Annotated in this window: 2 protein-coding genes; one reads left to right on the top strand and one right to left on the bottom strand. The window is 46.4% G+C overall.

All coding sequences use genetic code 11. The features are described 5' to 3' along the window. A partial coding sequence (locus tag B7Y67_RS18470) for a TolC family protein (RefSeq protein WP_293599884.1) occupies positions 1-321 on the top strand: 321 nt, incomplete at its 5' end. A gap of 21 nt (positions 322-342) precedes the next feature. Here the strand turns inward: B7Y67_RS18470 and waaC are convergent. Beyond that, positions 343-1,242: lipopolysaccharide heptosyltransferase I (gene waaC, locus B7Y67_RS18465; protein WP_293599883.1), on the bottom strand; the 900-nt coding region annotated here is incomplete at its 5' end.

Genomic DNA, 1,242 nt, shown 5'->3' with positions numbered 1-1,242 from the left:
AACTATGACAATGCACGCCGTACCGCAGCCCAAAGTACCCGTGCAGCATTTACTGGCTTTTATGGTGGCCTAGCCAGCGTCAAAGCCTATGAGGCTGCAGAGCGTTCTTCCACTTCAGCACTTGAATCAAGCAAGCTGGGATTTCAGGTGGGGACTTTGATCAACATCGATGTATTGATTGCCTTAGATACCGTGATCACTACACGCTCGCAATTACAGCAAGCGCGCTACAGCACAATTCTGAATGCCATAAAGCTTAAGGCACATGCGGCAGCACTATCGGATGAAGATCTGATTGCTATCAATACCTTGTTGCGCTAACAACTAAAAAACAGTCAACACTTAAGCTTGATCTAGAAGCTTAAAAGACGCATCAAGAACCTCTTGAACGCTGGGTGGATGTTGAATATTACCCACATTACAAATTCGATCAGACCAATAACCCTCAGTCTTCCAGCGGGGTGAGTCGCAATAGATTTCGACAGTAGGCTTGTCGAGAACTGCTGCTAAATGCGTTAGGCCAGTATCTACCCCCACTGTTAAAGCAGCTCCAGCAATGACTGAGAATGCCTCTTCAATCGAAAATGCCGGAGGTACAAGCGCTCCAGGAATCTGCTCTGCCAGAGACATACTGACAGACTTCTCCTTAGTGCTGCCCCAAGGGAGAACCATCTGATAGCCACGAGTTGATAGATCCTTGCCCAACTCAACCCAATGCTTATTAGACCAACGCTTCGCTTCCCGTGCAGTCGAATGAAAACAAAGAATATAGGGCGCTTTCAAGCCCTGGACTGAAGTGCCTGGAATATTTTGTACAAATGCTTTGGGATAAAACTGGGGCGCATCATTTCGCTCCATCAAAGACCAATCCAATGCTGAGCACATCACCCAGCGTGAACGATCGACCGCATGGCACTGCTTGGGGACCTGAACTGACTGGTTATAAAAAAATCTAGACAAAGGCTCGTAACCCGAGAACTCTGTTGCATTGGCAAGGCCTGCAACTACAGCATTAGGACTTTTTCTAGCTAGGGAGCATACGATGGCAGATTTCAGTAGGCCCTGCGTTTCTATTAATACGTCATAAGCACTAATTTGAAGAGTTTCTCTAAACGCAAAAAATTCTTTCCATGTAGCCAGGCTAAAGAGATTTTTCTTCCAGCGACGTAATCCAAAGGGAATGATGCGATCGATTCCTCGAAAGCCATCATTTGACAGCAAAGGCTCAAGTAAGTGGACATA

The sequence above is a fragment of the Polynucleobacter sp. 35-46-11 genome, assembly GCF_002281105.1.
This window is presented reverse-complemented; position numbering and strand designations above follow the sequence as displayed.